At 62.8% G+C, this 19,140-nt stretch carries 18 protein-coding genes; 6 read left to right on the forward strand and 12 right to left on the reverse strand.

Features of this window, described 5'->3' with window-relative positions; all coding sequences use genetic code 11:
- Positions 1-27: 27 nt before the first annotated feature.
- On the forward strand, positions 28-3,768 hold the full coding sequence (locus tag MHY13_RS00700) for a multifunctional oxoglutarate decarboxylase/oxoglutarate dehydrogenase thiamine pyrophosphate-binding subunit/dihydrolipoyllysine-residue succinyltransferase subunit (RefSeq protein WP_239280057.1): 3,741 nt from the start codon (positions 28-30) through the stop codon (positions 3,766-3,768).
- A 343-nt stretch (positions 3,769-4,111) separates the two neighbouring features.
- On the opposite strand, the gene MHY13_RS00705 is transcribed toward MHY13_RS00700, so the two are convergent.
- Entirely contained in the window at positions 4,112-4,852 is a 741-nt protein-coding gene (locus MHY13_RS00705; protein WP_239280059.1) for a hypothetical protein, read from the reverse strand.
- A gap of 105 nt (positions 4,853-4,957) precedes the next feature.
- Here MHY13_RS00705 and MHY13_RS00710 point away from each other — a divergent pair, with 105 nt between their 5' ends.
- Complete coding sequence (locus MHY13_RS00710; RefSeq protein ID WP_239280061.1) at positions 4,958-6,088, forward strand: Mrp/NBP35 family ATP-binding protein; 1,131 nt, start codon at positions 4,958-4,960, stop codon at positions 6,086-6,088.
- 4 nt (positions 6,089-6,092) lie between these two features.
- On the opposite strand, the gene MHY13_RS00715 is transcribed toward MHY13_RS00710, so the two are convergent.
- The 3 genes from MHY13_RS00715 to sigE all read right to left on the reverse strand — a co-directional run bounded on the left by MHY13_RS00715 (position 6,093) and on the right by sigE (position 7,850).
- Complete coding sequence (locus tag MHY13_RS00715; protein ID WP_239280063.1) at positions 6,093-6,647, reverse strand: twin-arginine translocase TatA/TatE family subunit; 555 nt, start codon at positions 6,645-6,647, stop codon at positions 6,093-6,095.
- A gap of 23 nt (positions 6,648-6,670) precedes the next feature.
- A complete protein-coding gene (locus MHY13_RS00720) occupies positions 6,671-7,120 on the reverse strand; it encodes an anti-sigma factor (RefSeq protein WP_239280065.1) in 450 nt (149 codons plus the stop codon).
- Positions 7,121-7,220: 100 nt separating this feature from the next.
- Positions 7,221-7,850 (reverse strand): RNA polymerase sigma factor SigE, encoded by a 630-nt coding sequence (gene sigE / locus MHY13_RS00725; RefSeq protein WP_005323510.1) that lies wholly within the window; start codon positions 7,848-7,850, stop codon positions 7,221-7,223.
- Between the two features lie 151 nt (positions 7,851-8,001).
- Between sigE and MHY13_RS00730 the strand changes: the two genes are divergently transcribed.
- The gene (locus tag MHY13_RS00730; RefSeq protein WP_239280067.1) at positions 8,002-8,649 is read left to right on the forward strand and encodes an O-methyltransferase; all 648 of its coding nucleotides are present in this window, start codon (positions 8,002-8,004) and stop codon (positions 8,647-8,649) included.
- Here the strand turns inward: MHY13_RS00730 and glgC are convergent.
- A complete protein-coding gene (glgC, locus tag MHY13_RS00735; protein ID WP_204609533.1) occupies positions 8,646-9,863 on the reverse strand; it encodes a glucose-1-phosphate adenylyltransferase in 1,218 nt (405 codons plus the stop codon). The genes MHY13_RS00730 and glgC overlap by 4 nt on opposite strands.
- Before the next feature lie 109 nt (positions 9,864-9,972).
- On the opposite strand from glgC, the gene glgA reads away from it, so the two are divergent.
- Positions 9,973-11,127, forward strand: a complete 1,155-nt coding sequence (glgA, locus tag MHY13_RS00740; protein WP_239280069.1) for a glycogen synthase — start codon at positions 9,973-9,975, stop codon at positions 11,125-11,127.
- A gap of 12 nt (positions 11,128-11,139) precedes the next feature.
- Positions 11,140-12,582, forward strand: a complete 1,443-nt coding sequence (locus tag MHY13_RS00745) for a GH32 C-terminal domain-containing protein (RefSeq protein WP_239280071.1) — start codon at positions 11,140-11,142, stop codon at positions 12,580-12,582.
- A 342-nt stretch (positions 12,583-12,924) separates the two neighbouring features.
- Here MHY13_RS00745 and MHY13_RS00750 read toward each other — a convergent pair whose 3' ends face one another.
- Genes MHY13_RS00750 through dapE form a run of 7 tightly spaced genes read right to left on the reverse strand, consistent with a single transcriptional unit; the run spans position 12,925 to position 17,680 of the window.
- Positions 12,925-13,791, reverse strand: coding sequence for a methyltransferase domain-containing protein (locus tag MHY13_RS00750; protein WP_204609539.1), 867 nt, complete (start codon positions 13,789-13,791; stop codon positions 12,925-12,927).
- Positions 13,792-13,800: 9 nt separating this feature from the next.
- Complete coding sequence (locus tag MHY13_RS00755) at positions 13,801-13,968, reverse strand: DUF3117 domain-containing protein (protein WP_005323535.1); 168 nt, start codon at positions 13,966-13,968, stop codon at positions 13,801-13,803.
- A 12-nt stretch (positions 13,969-13,980) separates the two neighbouring features.
- Complete coding sequence (locus tag MHY13_RS00760; protein ID WP_005327512.1) at positions 13,981-14,274, reverse strand: DivIVA domain-containing protein; 294 nt, start codon at positions 14,272-14,274, stop codon at positions 13,981-13,983.
- A 3-nt stretch (positions 14,275-14,277) separates the two neighbouring features.
- On the reverse strand, positions 14,278-15,000 hold the full coding sequence (locus tag MHY13_RS00765; protein WP_239280073.1) for a glucosyl-3-phosphoglycerate synthase: 723 nt from the start codon (positions 14,998-15,000) through the stop codon (positions 14,278-14,280).
- The gene (gene folP / locus MHY13_RS00770; protein ID WP_239280184.1) at positions 14,997-15,809 is read right to left on the reverse strand and encodes a dihydropteroate synthase; all 813 of its coding nucleotides are present in this window, start codon (positions 15,807-15,809) and stop codon (positions 14,997-14,999) included. Before folP ends, MHY13_RS00765 begins: the two co-directional genes overlap by 4 nt.
- A gap of 14 nt (positions 15,810-15,823) precedes the next feature.
- The gene (locus MHY13_RS00775) at positions 15,824-16,588 is read right to left on the reverse strand and encodes a TIGR00730 family Rossman fold protein (RefSeq protein WP_198492838.1); all 765 of its coding nucleotides are present in this window, start codon (positions 16,586-16,588) and stop codon (positions 15,824-15,826) included.
- Positions 16,589-16,591: 3 nt separating this feature from the next.
- Positions 16,592-17,680 (reverse strand): succinyl-diaminopimelate desuccinylase, encoded by a 1,089-nt coding sequence (dapE, locus tag MHY13_RS00780; protein ID WP_239228038.1) that lies wholly within the window; start codon positions 17,678-17,680, stop codon positions 16,592-16,594.
- Between the two features lie 89 nt (positions 17,681-17,769).
- Between dapE and MHY13_RS00785 the strand changes: the two genes are divergently transcribed.
- Positions 17,770-19,128 carry an amino acid permease gene (locus MHY13_RS00785; protein ID WP_239280075.1) on the forward strand — a complete coding sequence of 453 codons (1,359 nt, stop codon included), beginning with the start codon at positions 17,770-17,772 and terminating at the stop codon, positions 19,126-19,128.
- Positions 19,129-19,140: the final 12 nt, after the last annotated feature.

Here is a 19,140-nt window from a genome sequence, read left to right on the forward strand (position 1 = left end):
AATAAACGACCATTTTAAAGCAGAGAAATGAGGCGAATACCTGCCGTGAGCACATCGAATATCTTCGGCCCCAATGCGTGGCTGATAGACGAGCAGTTCCAGCAGTACTCCAAGGACCCTAACTCCGTAGATAAGGAGTGGCGCGACTACTTCGAAGCAAACGGCGCGCCCAAGTCTGAGGCACCTGCCAAGGAAGCCCCGAAGAAGCCGTCTAAGCCTGCCGCGAAGAAGACTGAGGGTACGACTACCGCCCGCAAGCAGGAGGCCCGCGAGACCAACGTGGATAAGTCCGTGGCCAAGGCGCAGGAAAAGTCCGCTAAGGCAAAGCAGTCCGTGAAGAAGTCCGAGTCCCCGCTCGATCGCATCGAAGACTACGAGGGCGGCGACGAGCGCCAGCTCAAGGGCATGTTCAAGGCCATTGCGAAGAACATGGAGGAATCCCTGGAGATTCCTACCGCTACCACCGTGCGCGATATGCCGGTCAAGCTCATGTGGGAGAACCGCTCCATGATCAATGACCACCTCAAGCGCACTCGCGGTGGCAAGATCTCCTTTACCCACATCATCGGCTACGCCATGGTTAAGGCCGTACAGCTGCACCCAGACATGAACGTGCGCTACGAGGAAAAGGATGGCAAGCCTTATGTCATCCAGCCGGAGCACATTAACCTGGGCCTAGCCATTGACCTGCCGCAGAAGGATGGCTCCCGCGCATTGGTCGTCGCCGCCATCAAGGAGTGCGAGACCAAGTCCTTCTCCGAGTTCGTTGAGGCCTACGAGGACATCGTTACCCGTTCTCGCAAGAACAAGCTCACCATGGATGACTTCTCTGGTGTGACCATTAACCTCACCAACCCAGGCGGCATCGGCACCCGCCACTCCATCGCCCGCCTGACTAAGGGCGCCGGCTCCATCATCGGCGTGGGCTCTATGGATTACCCGGCCGAGTTCGCTGGCGCTTCCGCGGACCGCTTGGCAGACCTGGGCGTCGGCCGCCTGGTTACCCTGACCTCCACCTATGACCACCGCGTCATCCAGGGTGCAGAGTCCGGCGAATTCTTGCGCACCATTGGCCAGCTGCTTGTCGACGGCGCCTTTTGGGACGACCTCTTCTCCTCCATGGGCGTGCCTTATGAGCCGTTCCGCTGGGCGCAGGACATGCCGAACTCCGGCGTGGACAAGAACACCCGCGTCATGCAGCTCATCGAGTCCTACCGCTCCCGCGGCCACCTGCTGGCCGATACCAACCCGCTGGGCTGGATCCAGCCGGGCCTGCCTAACCCAGACCACCGCGACCTCGACATCGCAACCCACGGTCTGACCATCTGGGATCTGGACCGCACCTTCAATGTTGGTGGCTTTAGCGGCAAGGAGCAGATGACCCTGCGCGAGGTGCTCTCTCGCCTGCGCGCCGCCTACACCTTGAAGGTCGGCTCCGAATACACCCACATCCTCGACCGCGATGAGCGCGGCTGGCTGCAGGACCGCTTGGAGGCGGGCATGCCGAAGCCAACCAACGCGGAGCAGAAGTACATCCTGCAGAAGGTCAATGCCGCCGAAGCATTCGAGAACTTCCTGCAGACCAAGTACGTGGGCCAGAAGCGCTTCTCCCTCGAGGGCGCCGAGACCCTCATCCCGCTGCTGGATTCCATCATTGATACCGCCGCCGGCCAGGATCTGGACGAGGTCGTCATCGGCATGCCACACCGCGGCCGCCTCAACGTCCTGTTCAATATCGTGGGCAAGCCACTGGCCGATATCTTCGGCGAGTTTGACGGCAACTACAAGGGCGGCCAGCTCGGCGGCTCTGGTGACGTGAAGTACCACCTGGGTTCCGAGGGCCACCACCTGCAGATGTTTGGCGATGGCGAAATCAAGGTCACCCTTGCCGCCAACCCATCCCACCTCGAGGCCGTCGATCCGGTCATGGAGGGCATCGCCCGTGCTAAGCAGGATATCTTGGACAAGGGCCCAGAGGGCCACACCGTTGTTCCGGTCATGCTCCACGGCGATGCTTCGTTCACCGGCCTAGGCGTTGTCCAGGAGACCATCAACCTGTCGCAGCTGCGCGGTTACACCAACGGCGGCACGGTCCACATCGTGGTCAATAACCAGGTGGGCTTTACCACCACCCCGGACTCCGGCCGCTCCACCCATTACGCCACCGATTTGGCCAAGGGCTTCGACTGCCCGGTCTTCCACGTCAACGGCGATGACCCAGAGGCAGTTGTCTGGGTTGGTCAGATGGCAGCAGAGTACCGCCGCCAGTTTGGCAAGGACGTCTTCATTGACCTGATGGTCTACCGCCTGCGCGGCCACAACGAGGCCGATGATCCGTCCATGACCCAGCCGGAGCTCTACTCGGTCATCGACGAGCACCAGGCAGTACGCGAGCACTACACCAACGACCTCATCGGCCGTGGTGACCTTTCCGCCGAGGACGCCGAGGCAGCCGCTCGCGACTTCCATGACCAGATGGAATCCGTCTTTGCTGAGCATAAGGAAGCCGGCAAGGCTCGCCCGAAGGAGCAGACCGGTATCACCTCCTCCCAGGAGCTCACCCGCGGCCTGGATACCTCGATTACCGCCGAGGAACTCGCCGAGCTGGGTGCCGCCTATGGCAACCCACCAGAGGACTTTGAGTACCACAAGCGCGTGGGCAAGGTAGCCAAGGAGCGCGAGAAATCCTCCCGTGAGGGCGGCATCGACTGGGGCTGGGGCGAGCTCATCGCCTTCGGTTCCCTGGCCGGCGAGGGCAAGGTTGTCCGCTTGGCTGGTGAGGATTCCCGTCGCGGTACCTTCACCCAGCGCCACGCCGTCACCTTCGACCCACGCAACGGCAACGAGTACAACCCGATGCACGCCATCGCCACCTCCAAGGGCAACGGCGGCAAGTTCATGGTTTATAACTCCGCGCTGACCGAGTTCGCCGGCATGGGCTTCGAATACGGCTACACCGTGGGCAACCCAGACGCCCTCGTGGCCTGGGAGGCACAGTTCGGTGACTTCGCCAACGGCGCCCAGACCATCATCGACGAGTACATCTCCTCCGGTGAGGCCAAGTGGGGCCAGCTGTCCAGCCTGGTACTCCTCCTGCCACACGGCTACGAGGGCCAGGGCCCGGACCACTCCTCCGCCCGCATCGAGCGCTACCTGCAGCTGTGCGCTGAGGGTTCCATGACCGTGGCTCAGCCTTCCACCCCGGCTAACCACTTCCACCTGCTGCGCCGCCAGGCACTCGGCGAGATGAAGCGCCCGCTGGTCGTCTTCACCCCGAAGTCCATGCTGCGCAACAAGGCGGCTACCTCCGCCGTGGAAGACTTCACCGAAGTCAAGCGCTTCCAGTCCGTTATCAACGACCCGAACTTCGTTGATGTCAACGGCAAGAAGGTCGGCGATACCGACAAGGTCAAGACCATCATGCTGGTCTCCGGCAAGCTGTACTGGGATCTGGAAAAGAAGCGCGAGGCCGATGGTCGCGATGACATCGCCATCGTCCGCGTGGAGATGCTCCACCCGATTCCGTTCAACCGCCTGCGCGAGGCTTTCGAGGCTTACCCGAACGCCACCCAGGTCCGCTTCGTTCAGGACGAGCCGGCCAACCAAGGCCCATGGCCGTTCTACAACGAGCACCTGCGCACCCTGATTCCGGATATGCCGGAGCTGGTTCGCGTTTCCCGCCGTGCTCAGTCCTCGACTGCCACCGGTAACGCCAAGGTTCACCAGATTGAGCAGAAGAACCTGCTGGAAGAGGCCTTCGACATCTAGTCGCCTCTGCCCCGTTTAAACCCCAGTGAGGACCGCCTCACTGGGGTTTACTCATGCCGACGCCAGCGTCTTGACGGTCGCTTTACCATGAGCGCAAAGGGAGCGGGTTAAGAATTAGAGCGTTTACTCGATATGTCCAATCGTGTCGCGGATGCTTGTCACTCACACCCGGGAGCAATGAAAAAGCACTAGCGTCGGCATTCACAAGCCCAGAATGGTTCCATATCGAGTCACACGTGTCCTTGATCCTGTGGAGGTGTAGGTCTGCCGGTTGCTAACCATCAGGAGCTCCAAGTTGCCAACAAGCCCGGGAAGCTCACACAAACCTGCCAACGATCAATCATTAAGAACCAGTGAGATTCGACCCGCCGGAAGAATCGGAGTCGCCTTCTTCATGGGCGATGTCGCCACCGGAGGAATTCATCCAAGAGCGTACGACCTTCTCCGCGCTGGAGTCGTCGTTTTCTACCTCTTCGACCATGTCAGAGAGGTCTTTTTGGGTAATGAACTTAGTCAGCGAGGCCACAGCCTGGCGCTCTTCGCGGTCGAAGAGACCGTCTTGATAGAGCACCACGAAATTCTCTGGCAATTCGGGCTCGGCGTCCTCGCAGCCGCTGGCACCGGAAGGCTCAACCGTGGAGGTATCCGTGGGCAAGCTCGACATGAGCGCAATGTGGGTACGGGCCAGGTAGTCCTCGCCGCCGGGCTCGGAGGCTTTCTGTGCCTTCTTGTAGTCCTTCGAAATCGCCCGTGCCTCACCGGGGTTTAAGATATTGAGAAACGCGCCGGTGCAGCCCACATAGAAATTGCCGCCTGGGTTCATGGAGCGCCCACCCTTGGTGTTCTGGAAGATGTCTTCCTTCACAATGGACGCCTCACGGCCCTGTCCCATCAGCTCCTGTCGGTAGATCTCCGCGAGGACCAGCTGGTCGGTCTCATTGGCATCGACCAAAATGCCAATCGGCTCGCTCTGGGGACTCTTAGCAATGGGGTTGGTATCGAACTGGGAAGAGCAGCTGGAAAGCAGCGTTGCAGACAGCACCACACCGGCAATGGCGCGGGCGGGGCGGGCAAAGCTGCGCATAGCGATACTCTTCTCCTTTTAGTTAGCGGCGCGTGAGCGTCTAGCTGATTCTACACCGAGGGTGTGTTTACCTCCTGTTGCGGCGTGACTAAGATGGCAAGGGTTATGTCTAGCGTTATTACTGAATCCGCCGTACGCGAGGCACTCTCCCGCGTCGAAGACCCCGAAATCGGCCGCCCCATCACCGAACTCAACATGGTGAAGTCCGTTACCGTCACCGGTAATGACGTGGCCGTGGAAATCTACCTCACCATCGCTGGCTGCCCCATGAAATCCACCATCGAGTCCAATACCCGCGCTGCGGTAGAGGATATCGAGGGCGTTGGAAACGTCACGGTGACGATGGAAGCCATGAGCGATGAGCAGCGTCGCGAGCTCAAGAAGAAGCTCCGCGGCGGCCAGGCCGAGCCGGAAATCCCATTTGCAAAGCCGGATTCCACCACTCGCGTTTTCGCGGTGGCCTCCGGCAAGGGCGGCGTGGGCAAATCCTCCATGACCGTCAACCTGGCTGCAGCGCTGGTCCAGAAGGGCCTCAAGGTTGGTATTGTGGACGCCGATATCTACGGCCACTCCGTCCCTAACCTCTTGGGCTGCACCGACGGCCCCACCGTGCTCGATGATGAGATGCTGCTGCCGCCGATTTCTCATGGCATTAAGCACATTTCCATCGGTCAGTTTGTGGAGGGTAATGCCCCGGTAGTCTGGCGCGGCCCCATGCTCCACCGCGCGCTACAGCAATTCCTGGCTGACGTTTTCTGGGGCGACCTCGACGTGCTGCTCTTGGATCTGCCTCCGGGCACTGGCGACGTCGCCTTGTCCGTAGCCCAGCTCATCCCGAATGCGGAGCTACTCATTGTCACCACCCCGCAGGCCGCGGCGGCCGAGGTGGCAGAGCGCGCCGGTTCCATCTCCCAGCAGACCCGCCAGCGCGTGGCCGGCGTAATTGAAAACATGGGTGCCATGGTGATGCCGGATGGCTCCACCATGGATGTCTTTGGCACCGGCGGCGGACAGATTGTGGCCGATCGCCTAGGCGTCATCTTGGGCCATGAGGTGCCGCTGCTGGCTTCCGTGCCGTTGGATCCCACTTTGCGCGGCGGTGGCGATGCCGGCACGCCGATTGTCCTCGATTCCCCCGAGTCCCCCGCCGCCCAACAGATCCAGGCAGTGGCCGATAAGCTGGCCATCCGCTCCGATTCCCTGGTGGGCAAAAACCTCAACTTGGGCGTGAACTAACGCCTTAGGTCACATCGCCCCACATGCCGCCGCCGGTGGATTCTTCCCCACCGCGTGGCGGCTTTTTCTCGGGCGCGGGCTGCTCCGTCAGCTGGGGGGCTGCGGTGCGTTGCTGCGGCCGGGGCTCTGGCTGCGGCTGCTCAGCGTAGATCTGGGAGTAGTCGAAGCTCGGGCGCTGCTGCTGCGGTTGGGACTGCGGCTGCTCCTCCGGCTCCTGTGGAGCGGTAGCGGTCTTGACGTTTTCTGCCATTTTCTTGGGGTTGAAATCGTCCCAGGCGGAATCGTCGCCATCGAAAAGCGCCTTGGTAATTGCCCCCTTCGGGCCGAGGCGCGTCCACTGGGCAGCTTGGGTGAGCGGGGCGCGGATATCATCGAATTCCGAGGTAATCGAGCCCATCTCGCCGTTGAGCTCCGCCTTGGCGTTATTGATGGCCTTGCGAGCCGCGTAAATGGCCGCGCGCACATCCTTAATCACCTCGGGCATGCGCTCCGGGCCGATGACGATGATGCCCAAGAGTACGATGACGAAAATCTCGGGCCAACCAATGGAAGAAAACACGGTTAAATACTAGTCCCTCACTCTTAGCCGCGCTGATTGTGCTTGATTGCGCGAACCACCATCTCCACCTTGTCCAAGAAATCCTGCTGCGGCCGGTGCACGGGCGTTGTCGCATCCGGCCCGGGCGCAACCTCTTCGGTGGCAATGCCTGCGAGCTTTGCCAGCAGGGATTGCGGCGCCTTGACTTTAGCGGAATCCGCGCAGTGGCGAACCCACTCTGAGGCATGGCGCTGCTGATGCACATCCGCCCGGCACTCGGCGCAGTGCACCAAGTGGATGCGCACGCGGTGCATGAATTTCGGCTCCATCTCCCCGTCTACGAAGGCAACGACAGCCTCTGGGCCAAGGTGCCCGATGGTATCGCTGCGCCGCGCCTTGGCTTTCGCCTTATCGCGGGCTTTGGCCTGGGCGGCATCGAACCCGCCGCGCACGCTCAGCGTGGACACGGTCCGGCGTCCTCGCAGCGAGTCCATCGACACCCTCCTCCACTAGTTGCTTGGCCTTCAGGGACACGGAAAGTCCCCGCCGGCAGCGGGGACTATGCAGTTTCTTTAGAGTCTAGCGCGCGATGGTTTAACGCGTGCGCAGCAGCATGCGGGTTTCCGCATTGGTTTGCGCCTCTTTTTCGAGCGCCGCGCGCAGTTGGGAACGGCCGCGGTGGATGCGGGAGCGCACCGTACCCATCTTGACGCCCAGGGTCTCCGCAATCTCGTCATAGCTCATACCAACCACATCACACAGCACCACGGCCACGCGGAAATCGGGAGCCAGGCCATCGAGCGCGGATTGCAGCGCTGGGTCCAGGTTGGCCACGGTATAGGCCTGCTCCGGCGTCATATCCGTGCCGGGCACGCGCTCATAATCCTCCGGCAGGGCCTCCATGCGGATCTTGGAGCGATGGCGAACCATGTCCAAGAAGAGGTTGGTGGTAATACGGTGCAACCAGCCTTCAAACGTACCGGCCTGATACTTATCCAGGGAGCGGAAGACGCGCATGAAGGTCTCCTGCGTGAGGTCTTCTGCATCGTGCTGGTTGCCGGAGAGGCGATACGCCAAGCGGTAGACGCCATCGGCATGCTCGGCAACCAGGTCTCCCCAAGCGGGCATGTCGGCTTCACCGGCATCGAACGCCGCGGTACCGGTCAACTCCGCCTCAGGGGTGGCGGGCTGAAGGGATTCGGCATCGCGCTTCGTTGTTGTCATGCATGTCATCTTTCTATACTTCAAAGTGAAACTCCAGCCACAGTGCTGATAATTTCCTGTGAGTCCGTCACATTATCCCCACCCACCACAACCTCGCTGGCTAGGCGCGTTTTTGCCACATTTGCGGGCACTTTTCCCTAAGGTTTATTACGTGACTACTACCGCATATGAAGCACTGCGTTCTTATATCGAGACCACCAGCGAGCCCTCCGCGGCCCTGCGTGGCGCGCGCGACCACGCCGAGGAGTACGGTCTGCCGGTTCCAGATGAATCTACGGGCCAGCTGCTCACCACGCTGACGGCCGCCTCCGCCGGCTCTACCGAACGCCCCCAGTCCGTGGCGATCACCCCAGCCGCCAATGTGATAGGCCTCTACCTGCTTGCCGGCATGCCCGATAATGGCATCTTGACCTGCATCGACCCCGAGGCTGAGCACCAGCGCAGCGCCAAGACCGCCTTCGGCGAGGCGGGCTATGCACCTTCACGCGGCCGCTTCTTGCCGTCTCGCCCACTCGAGGTCATGGGCCGCCTGGCTAATGATGCCTACCAGGTCATCTACGCCGACGTCGCCGCGCTCGAGCTCCCCGCCATCATCAAGGCAGCGTGGCCACTGCTGCACCAAGGCGGCACCCTGGTCTTGGCTAATTCTTTGCTCGATGGCACGCTTGCCGACGCCTCCCGGACCGACCGCGACACCGCCGCTGCCCGCGAAGCAGACGAGTACCTGCGCGAGCTCGAGGGCGCGAACGTCACCCGCTTGCCACTGGGGTCCGGGCTCACCGTTGTAACGAAGCTTTAGACCTTCTGGTTTTTGCCGACGACAACCACGCCGCCGTCAGAAACCTTGAAGCGCTCCTCATCGCGCTCGCGGTCCACGCCGATAATTGCGCCATCGCTGACGACGACGTTCTTATCGAGGATCGCGCGGCGCACCACGGCACCCCGTCCGATGCGCACGCCCGGCAGGATGACCGATCCTTCGACCGTGGCGCCATCGGCCACGTGGACGTCAGACGCCAGCACGGAATTGCGCACCGTGCCGCCGGAGACGATGCAACCCGGCGCCACCATCGAGGACTGCGCGATGCCATTTTGCACGAACTTCGCCGGTGGGAAATTGGAGTCATCCGTGGAGTGAATCGGCCAATTCCGGTTATAGAGGTTGAAGATCGGGTGCACCGAAATCATGTCCATGTGCGCTTCATAGAAGGAATCGATGGTGCCCACGTCGCGCCAGTAGCCGTGATCGCGCTCGGTAGATCCCGGCACCTCATTGGCCATGAAGTCATAGACGTGTGCCTGCCCGCGCTCCACAAAGTACGGAATAATATCGCCGCCCATATCGTGGGCGGAGTCCTCGTTCTTTTCGTCCTCCAAGAGGGCGTCAATAAGCGCCTGCGCCGTAAAGACATAGTTGCCCATCGAGGCATAGCTCATATTCGGATCATCCGGCGTAGCCGGTGGGTCCGCAGGCTTTTCCACGAACTCCGTGATGGTTCCCATGCCGTCGGCCTGGATGCATCCGAACGCCGTTGCCTCCGAGCGCGGCACGCGAATGCCGGCCACCGAGCAATCTAGCCCTGTGGCGATGTGCTCTTCTACCATCTGCGCCGGATCCATGCGGTAGACGTGGTCTGCGCCGAAGACGATGACGTAGTCCGGCTTCTCGTCATAGATGAGGTTAAGCGACTGCACAATGGCATCCGCCGAACCGTTGTACCACCGCTTGCCGCGGCGCTGCTGGGCAGGCACCGAGGCAATGTACTGCGGCGTCGGCCCCGCCAAATTCCATGCCTGGGAAATGTGGCGGTCTAGGGAGTGGGATTTGTACTGCGTCAGCACCGCAATCTTGAGGTAGCCGGCGTTGACCAGATTGGACAGGACAAAATCAATGAGGCGGTAGGACCCGCCAAAAGGCACGGCGGGCTTAGCGCGGTCTTCGGTCAGGGGAAAAAGGCGCTTTCCCTCGCCGCCGGCTAGGACGATGGCTAGGACATTTGGCAGGCTTCTCACGTTTCCAAACCTAACCGCAAATCCCACATTTCGCAGCAGATATATGCACATTTCTACCCCCATCCCGTATTTCTGCACGCGGCACCAGAGATACGTATTCTGGGTGGGCATGAGAGCCGGAATCTTTTCCAAAGAATACCCGCCGGAAATCTACGGCGGGGCCGGAGTTCACGTAGCTGAACTCACCCGTTTTATGCGCGATATCATCGATGTCTCCGTGCACTGCATGGGCTCCCCGCGCGAAGAAGAAGACGTCTTTGTCCACGGCGTAGACCCCGCACTCGAGGGTGCCAATGGCGCGCTTAAGACCTTGTCCACCGAGCTTCGCATGGCCGATGCCGCCTCTGATATCGACATCGCCCATTCCCACACGTGGTACACGGGCCTCGCCGGCCATCTTTCCGCCCAGCTCTACGATATTCCGCACGTGGTCACCGCCCACTCGCTGGAGCCGCACCGCCCGTGGAAGCGCGAGCAGCTCGGCGGCGGCTATGACGTTTCCTCTTGGTCTGAGAAGAACGCCATGGAATATGCCGACGCCGTCATCGCCGTCTCCGCCGGCATGAAGGACTCCATCCTGGATGCCTACCCGCGCATCGACGCCTCCAAAGTCCACGTCGTCCTCAACGGCATCGACACCGAGCTGTGGCAGCCGCGAGAGGGGGATGTGTTGGACAAGCTGGGCGTCGATAAGCAACGCCCCATCGTTGCCTTTGTCGGCCGCATTACCCGGCAAAAAGGCGTAAAGCACCTGTTGCAGGCGGCGCAGAAATTCGACCCGGATATCCAGCTGGTGCTGTGTGCTGGCGCGCCCGATACGCCCGAAATCGCGGCGGAGACCGAGGCGCTGGTAGATGAGCTGCGCGCCCAGCGCGATGGCATTTTCTGGGTCAAGGACATGCTCCCGCGCAACGAGGTCCAGCAGATTTACTCCGGCGCAGATGTGTTTGTCTGCCCGTCCATCTACGAGCCGCTCGGCATCGTCAACCTAGAAGCTATGGCCTGCGGCACGGCCGTCGTCGCCTCCAACGTAGGCGGCATTCCGGAGGTTGTGGTCGATGGCGAGACCGGTGTGCTGGTGCCTTACGACGCCGCCGCTACCGCCGCCTTCGAAGCCGACCTCGCCGCCGCCGTCAATGACGTCGCCGCCGATAAAGAGCGCGCCACCCAATTTGGCCGCGCCGGCCGCGAGCGCGCCATCCGCGATTTCTCTTGGGCTACCATTGCCGCCCAGACCGTCGATATCTACCGCAGCTTGATTTAAGGAAGGATAGCCGTGACAACTCACCGCCCCGAACTGCATTTTGTCCCCGAAGACGGCGTCCTCGACGCCCCCGCTGGTATCCTGCGCGACGGCGATACCTGGCACCTGTTCTACCAGTACCGCCCCACCGCGGACTCCCCTGCCCGCTGGGGACACACCTACTCCGAAGAGTCTCCCTTTGACTGGTTGGACTGCGACGATGTCCTCGCGCCCGTTGGCGGCGAGCTCTCCCTGCGTGCCGGTTCCGTAGCCCAAGGCCCGGACGATATCCACCTTTACTTCACTTCCGTGACCGCCGCCGGTATCTCCGTTCACCTCGCCCGCTACGCTGACGTGGACGAAATCTGCGAGGTCTCCGATGACCCGCAAGCCCTCGACGCGAATGTCGTACGATTCGGCGAAGTCGTAGGCAATACCCGCAACTTTGATCACTTCCGCTCCCCCTCCGTGGTGCCCGATTGGGCCTCCGAGGACCGCGATGACGGCCACGACGGCTGGCTCATGCTAGCGCTCACCGGCCACTCCGACGCCCCAGTTCCCGTCATCCTCGAGTCCGCCGATGGCGTAGCCTGGCGCCTGCGTGGCAGCCTCAAGTTCGACGGCGACCCTGGCTTCTTGGAAGGCGAGGTCCCCGCTACCTCGCCCATCCCGCCGGTCGTCTCCCCGCGCTTGGTCCGCCTGCGCGATGAGGTCGACGGCAATATCTACGACGTCCTCTTCGTCACCCTAGAGCGCGGCGGCCGCGACGTCTCCGGTTACCTCGTCGGCCGGCTGGAGGGCACTACTTTTACCGTGGTCTCCGGCTTCCGCCGCGTAGACTTCGGCCACGACTTCTCCCGTCCGCGCAATACCAATACGACCACCGGCACTCTCACCCCAGAGCAGCGCTACGAGCGGGCCGTCATCGTCGGCCTCCTCAACGGCAACGGCCGCGGCGACGACGCCACCAAGCACGCCTCCTGGGAAGCCGAAGGCTGGGCCAATGCCCTGTCCCTGCCCCGCCGAGTCACCCTCGAGGGCGGCGTCCTCTACCAAGCCCCCGCCCGCGGCCTGCCCGATGCCGTCAACCTCTCCGATTACGCCCGTTCCTGGACCGGCGTCATGGAGGTCCCTTCCGGTTCCTGCGTGACTGTCACGCTTCTCGACGGCGCCGGTGACCCCGCCGCCACCATCTGTCACTCCGGCGATGACATCAGCCTCGATCGCTCCATGAACAAAGCCTTCGACCACTGTTTCGCCGATTCCGAGCCCGCCACCGCCACGCTTGCCGAAGGCGACTCCGATACCCTCACCATCATCCAAGACGGCTCCACCGTTGAGGTATTCGTCGACGGTGGCCTCATCGCCATGGCCTCCCGCGTATACTTCGAAGGCGGCTGCTCCGGCCTGCGAGTCGAAACCTCCGGCGATGCCGTCATCGAGCAGGACTGGCAGCGCTCCGGCTCCAAGCTTTAATCCGCCAGGCTCTCAACGCCGGCCTGCCCCTCCTCACCTAACCCGTCCCTCCCCGCCCTTCGCGCTCACCGGCGCGGCCGCCCACCGCGGTTCCGCCTCCCCTGGTGAGCGGCAAGGGCGGGGTTGCGCGTTTTCGGCCTCACTCCGCTGAGCCGCGTCTGTCCTCGCTCCCTCATACGCGTCCTTCGCGCTCACGGGGAGAAGCTGGGGCGTCGGAAAGCGTGTGCCAGTGAGCGGCAAAGGCGAAAACCTCCCCTCGCGCTCACTGGGGAGACGAAAGAACCGCCCCACGCGCTGCCGGTGAGCGCGAAGGGCGGTGAGGTGGCTGGGGCCAGCCGGGAGCTAGACGGCGCGGAGGCGGTCCAAGCGGGCGCGAGCGGTGACCGTGAGCGTCGGGGGCAGCGCGGCCATGCGCTCGGCGAGTTCGCCGGCGCTGATGTGGCGCGCGGACGGGCTCATGCCTACCTGAGCGGCGACGGAGGCCTTATCAAGCTCGATGGGGAACGAGATATCGACCGGGTCGGCCGCCTGCTCGAGGAAGCCCTCGGCCTGCTCATACATGCGCTCGACCTTGCCTTCTTCCACGCCGAGGATGCCGAGCGGCTCGCGCAGCTCATCCAGGTGTCCGGCGCCGGGGGTCAAGACGATGACCTGGCCGCCTGGGGCAAGCACGCGCTGGAATTCGGCGGGATTGCGCGGGGCGAAGACGACGGAGATTGCGTCGACGGACTCATCCTGGATGGGAAGGCGCTCCCACACATCGGCCACGACGGCGCCGACGCGCGGGTGGCACTTAGCCAAGTGCTTCGCGGCGTGCGGGGAAATGTCGAGGCCAACGCCGCGGGCCTCCGCGATGGAGTCCAGGGTGTGGGCCAGGTAGTAGCCGGTGCCGGCACCCACCTCGAGGAGGGAGGCGGGCGTGGACTCGGCCAGGGAGGCGGAATCCAGTCCGTCCTGGACGGCCCCGGTTACGGCCTCAACGAAGGGCGCGAAGTGGCCCATGGCCAAATAGGTCTCGCGGGCGTTGACCATATCCATGTCATCGCCCTTGTGCTTGAGTCCGGCGCCGGCCGCGAGGGTGACGTAGCCCTGCTTGGCCACATCATAAGAGTGGCCGGATTCCGAAACGAGGCGAGAGAAATCATCGGCACCAGAAAGCGCGGTGCCATCGTTGGGATCGGCCAGAATGTCGACGATATGAGAAAGCATGTACCTAGACTAGCTAGAAACCTCGGTCAACAGGGAACCGAGCTCGGCGGCCTCGTCCTTGCTCAGCTCGATGACGATGCGACCGCCGCCATCCGAGGGGATGCGCATGACAATTTTGCGGGACTCCTCTACTGCTTCCATTTCTCCGCCCGTCGTGCGCGGCTTCATTGCTGCCATAGTGAGTCTCCTTTAGTTAACTTCTTTTCCTTCCAGCTTAGACCTTTTCTGCGCGGAAGATAGTTGTTCTTCCAGTTGCGCGAGGAGATCGTCTACCTGGTCCTGGCGGTATCCACGGGGAACTACCTCGAATTTCACCTGGTCAAGGCGGCCTTCGCGGAGGGCGGCGCGGTTATTTTCGCGCACCTTCTGCGGCTCGTCGAGCGGGTGCATGACCTCGCCGCGGCCAAAGATGGAGCCCCATACCCAGGTGCCGATGACGGTCAGGGCGATGAGGACAAGGAGGAGCATAATCCAAGACAGCATGGCTTAAACCTTACCTTTTAGCGGCGGGCGTTGAGCAACGGGAGCGATGACCCCGGCGCGGGCAAGCAGCGTGCGCGCGACTACCTCGGCCATCGGCGCCAGCTCGTGCAGCGGCCGGTTGCGGTGTACCCGCGTGCCCAGGTCTACCTGTGCGATTGTGCCCCGCTTGCCGACGTCCACCAATAGCCCCGCTTCCACCCCATACCCCTCCACGAAAGGTAGTTCTAGGGCGGTGGCGCGGCGCAGGGCGTATTCGCCGCCGAGGGGCTGATCGATGTGGGCGAGCTCGGGAAAGAACTGCTTGATGAGCGGCTTGGCGGTCAGTTCGGTCACGCGGCCACCGCCGGTGGGCTGGCCGTTGAGGCTGCGGCGGTAGCGGGCTTTGACCATCTCCACCGCTGGGTCAGCGAAGGGCGCGGCCAAGGCAGTGACCATGCCGGGCGCGGCGGATTCAAGGTCGGCGTCGACAAAGACGACGATGTCTCCCTTCGCTGCGGCAACCCCGCGCCAGAGGGATTCGCCCTTACCGGGGCGCGGTTCCTCTGGGAGGATATCGCGCCAATTGCGCACATCCGCCCCGGCGGCGGCAGCGCGGGAGGCGGTGGCGTCGGTGGAGTCTGCGTCGATGACGAGCACCTCGAGCGGTTCATCGGCGAGGCAGGCGCGCACGACGTCCGCGACGGTGTCCTCCTCGTTGAGCGCTGGAATGATTACAGAGACGCTCATGCAAGGCCTCGCGTGGTTGCTAGTGGGGCCACCTCGCCTTGGATGGCGGCGGTCATGCGGATGACATCGGCGGTCTCGGCCACCTCGTGCACGCGAAAGGCGGCCACGCCGCGGGCGGCGGACCACGCGGTGGCGGCCAGGGTGCCGGCCACGCGCTCTCCTACCCCGCGGTCGAGCGTCTCGCCCACGAAGTCCTTATTGGATAGCGCCATGAGCACCGGCCAACCGGTGGCGACGATCTCGTCGATACGCCGCAGGAGCTCGAGCCCATGGAAGGTGTTCTTGCCAAAGTCATGCGTCGGATCGATGAAGGTCAGGTCCTCCGGGCAGCCGAGGGAGGCGGCGCGCTCGGCCAATTGGGTGGTTTCCGCGATGACATCGGCCACCACGTCGTCGAAGTGGACGCGATGCGGCCGGGTGCGCGGGGTGATGCCGCCGGTGTGCGAGCACACGTAGCCCACGCGGTGGTGGCCGGCGACCTCGATGAGCTCGGGGTCCCAACCGGCCCAGGTGTCATTGACCAGGCCGGCGCCGGCTGCGATGGCTGCCTCGGCTACCTCGCTGCGCCAAGTATCGACGGAGATGAGCACGTCCGGGTGGCGCTCGTGCACCTTCTCGATGGTCGGCACCACGCGGTCGATTTCCTCCGCCGCGTCCACGGCCTTGCCGGGGCCAGCCTTCACACCGCCAATATCGACGATCGACGCACCCGCTGCGATCACCTCATCACAACGGCGCAGCGCCGGGTCGAGGTCAAAGGTTGCGCCCTTGTCATAGAAGGAATCCGGGGTGCGATTGACAATCGCCATCACACGCGCGAGGCTCAACGCGGCTCCCTGATGCGCTTATCGCTCATGACTTGGTGGCGCTGGATGATGTGGGAGAGGGCCTCATCGGGGTCGTCGGTAAGCAGGAAAAGCTCCCGGTCGCCCTCGTTGATATAGCCGCTGGCCGCGAGCGTGTTATCCATCCATTCCAGCAGGCCGGACCAATACTCGGTGCCCATGAGCACGATGGGGTAATTGGTTACCTTTCCGGTCTGCACCATGCACATGACCTCGAAGAACTCATCCATCGTGCCCATGCCGCCAGGCAGGCAGATGAAAGCCTGCGAGTATTTCAAGAACATTGTCTTGCGGGCAAAGAAGTAGCGGAAATTCAGGCCTAGATCCACATACTCATTAAGCCCCTGCTCGTGGGGAAGCTCGATGCCCAGGCCCACGGATAGCCCGCCGGCCTCGTGGGCGCCGCGGTTGGCTGCCTCCATGATGCCGGGGCCGCCGCCGGTGATGACGGCATAGGAGTGCTCGGCCAGCTTGCGGCCAACCTCGACGCCCAACTGGTAGCTCGCATCCTCCGGCGTGGTGCGTGCGGAACCGAAGACGGTCACGGCCTTCGGCAGCTTGGAAAGCGCATCGAAGCCAGCGACGAACTCGCCTTGGATGCGCAGGACGCGCCACGGATCGGCATGCTGCCACTCATGGTCCGCGCCGGACTCCAAGAGCCGCTGGTCAAAGGTGGAGGCCTGCTCGCCTTCGGTGCGCAGCAGCATCGGGCCGCGCAGGGTGCGCATCTGCTCAGGGGTCATGGTCTATCCCTTCAGGTAGTTCAAGAGGGCGGTGGATACTTCGGTGATCTGGGCGGTGGGGACCTGCTCGTCCTTCTTATGCGCGAACCCGGGGTCGCCGGCGCCGAAGTTTACGGCTGGGGTGCCCATTTCGGAGAAGCGGGCGACGTCGGTCCAGCCGTACTTGGCGCGGACGTTGCCCCCGACGGCGTCGATAAGAGCCTTGGCCGCTGGCTGGCCCAAACCGGGCTGGGCGGCCGGTGCGATGTCATCGATCTCGATGGTGACGTCTTCTTCCTCGCCGATGATGGACTTCATGTAGTCCAGCGCCTCGTCGCTCGTACGGTCCGGCGCGAAGCGGAAGTTCACAAACATCCATGCCTCATCCGGCAGCGTATTGGTGGCCACGCCGGACTCGAGGTGGACGATGTTGAGGCCCTCGCGGTAGGTGCAGCCATCGATGGTGACATCGCGGGACTCATAGGCGGCGATGCGGCTCATAATGGGCGCGAGCTTGTGTGCTGCGTTGGAGCCGAGCCAGGCGCGGGCCGAGTGTGCACGGGTGCCGTGGGCGGTCACGCGCAGGCGAATGGAGCCCTGGCAGCCGGCCTCCACCATGGCACCGGAGGGCTCGCCCAGAAGAGCGAAGTCGCCCTCGAGCCACTCCGGGTGGTCTTTTTGCAGGTGGCCCAGGCCATTAAATTCAGTGGCCACTTCTTCGCCCTCGTAGGCGATGACGGTCAGGTCATGCTTGAGCTCGTCCGCTTCGTGCAGCTGGGCAAAGGCATTGAGGTAGACGGCCATGCCGGACTTCATGTCCACAGTGCCGCAGCCCCACATAATCTCTACCCCGTCTTCAGAGGTTTCCATGTGATGCGGTACATTTTCTGCCAACGGAACGGTATCAATGTGGCCAGCGAGCACCACGCGGGAACCGAGCCCGCGGTTCGTGCGGGCGCACACGGTATTGCCGTAGCGGGCAACCTCGACGTCCAATCCGCGCAGCGCTTCTTCGATGGCGTCTGCGATGGCCTCCTCATGGTGGGAGGGGCTCGGAATATCTACGAGCGCCTTGGTTAGTTCGATGGGGTCTGCATATAGATCTAAAGTCACAAAGCGCCATGCTAGCGCTCCGCGCAGCTCACCGCATTGTGTAAAGTTCACTTCACTGCAAATAATTCGTCCCCCGTAAGGTGATAACAATGGCCGAAGCCACTCAATTGAAATCCCGTCATCTCACGATGATGGGCCTTGGCTCCGCCGTGGGCGCCGGTCTCTTTCTCGGCGTGGGCCTCGGCATCCAGATTTCCGGCACCTCCGTGCTCATCTCCTATGCCGTAGCCGGCGCGCTCATCGCACTGGTGATGTGGATGCTTGGTGAAATGGCTGCCGCCCGCCCCTCTTTGGGGTCATTTTCCACCTACGCCGGCCAGGCCTATGGCCACTGGGCGCGCTTTACCATGGGGTGGATTTACTGGTTCATGCTGATCATGGTCATGGGCGCCGAAATCACCGGCGCGGCCGCCATCATTTCCAATTGGTTCGATATTGCCCCATGGATTCCAGCGCTTATCGCCGTGGCGTTTTTCGCGGTGGTCAACTTCGCGGCCGTGGGCGGTTTTGGTGAGTTCGAGTTCTGGTTCGCCATCATCAAGGTTGGCGTCATCGTCGCCTTCCTCGTCATCGGCGTACTCATGGCGCTGGGCATCCTGCCGGGCATGGATTTCTCCTTGGCCGGTACCAACTTCACCGAGAACTTCCTGCCCAATGGCATGCCGGGCTTCGCCGCCGGTTTGCTGGCCGTTGCCTTTGCCTTTGGCGGCATCGAGCTGGTGACGATCGCGGCGGCCGAATCCGAGAACCCGGCGCACAACGTGGCCACCGCGGTGCGCGCCATCATCGTGCGCATCATGATTTTCTACATCGGCTCCATCGTGGTGATCACCATGGCGCTGCCGTTTAGCTCCATCCAGGACGCCGATGTCGCGGCCGATTCCCCCTTCACCCTGGTGCTCGCGGCCGCCAAGATTCCATTTGCGGCCGGCTTCATGGAGGCGATTATCGCTCTCGCCTTGCTGTCTGCCTTCAACGCGCAGATTTACGCCACCTCCCGCTTGGTCTTTGATATGGCCAAAGACCACTGCGCCCCGGGATTCTTCCTCAAGCAAAACCGCGCCGGCTCCCCCATCAACGCCGTCATCTTGTCCATGGTCTTCGCCTTCGCTTCGGTGGGCCTGCAGTTCTGGAACCCGCCGGGGCTCCTGGCATTCCTCTTCAACGCGGTCGGAGGGTGCCTGCTGGTCATCTGGTCCTTCATCGTGGCTTCCTTTATCAAGCTGCACCCCGTGCTGCGCAAGAACGGCGAGCTGACCGAGATCCACGTGCCCGGCTTCCCCTGGCTGCCCTGGATCACGGCCGCCGCCCTGGCCGGACTAACCCTGCTCATGCTCTTTGATCCGGCCGCGCGCAACCAGGTCATCTCGGTGCTCATCCTGGCTGCGGTGCTCGTCATCTTGTCCTTTGTACTTCCCACCGGCCAGCGCGCGGGGGCGCGGAAGTAGTTGCTAAGCTAG

It is taken from the genome of Corynebacterium sp. ACRPE (assembly GCF_022347435.1).
In the GTDB taxonomy this organism is placed as follows: domain Bacteria; phylum Actinomycetota; class Actinomycetes; order Mycobacteriales; family Mycobacteriaceae; genus Corynebacterium; species Corynebacterium tuberculostearicum_D.